Origin of the sequence: Nocardia cyriacigeorgica (assembly GCF_010858045.1) — a bacterium.
In the GTDB taxonomy this organism is placed as follows: domain Bacteria; phylum Actinomycetota; class Actinomycetes; order Mycobacteriales; family Mycobacteriaceae; genus Nocardia; species Nocardia cyriacigeorgica_E.
In genome coordinates this window covers 1-376 of record NZ_JAAGVC010000154.1, presented here as the reverse complement: position 1 = coordinate 376, position 376 = coordinate 1, and the positions used below count along the sequence as shown (strand labels likewise).

Here is a 376-nt window from a genome sequence, read left to right as displayed (position 1 = left end):
GATTCGGCGAACGGCAATCCATTGCGGCGATCCTCTGCTCACGTTTCGCCTCGACCGGTGCCCCCGACCACGGAGCCTGCCGATCCGACCGAAGGGCGCGAACCATATGCGGCAGAGCAGGTTCCGCTCACCCTCGCGCAGGGCATCAACCACACCTTGCGGGCCCTGTTGACCCGCGATCTGGACCTGCTGGTCTTCGGCGAGGATGTCGCCCGCAAGGGCGGGGTGTACGGCGTCACGAAGGGCCTGCGCACCGAGTTCGGTGCCAGGAGGGTATTCGACACCCTGTTGGATGAGCAGAGCGTGCTCGGGACGGCACTGGGCGCGGGGTTGGCGGGCTTCGTGCCGATTCCCGAGATCCAGTACCTGGCGTATG

General features: G+C 66.5%; 1 pseudogene. It reads left to right on the top strand.

Annotation, left to right across the window (positions count from 1 at the left end):
- Positions 1 to 117 precede the first annotated feature (117 nt).
- Positions 118 to 376 (top strand): annotated as a pseudogene (locus GV790_RS29155) (MFS transporter); the annotation flags it as partial.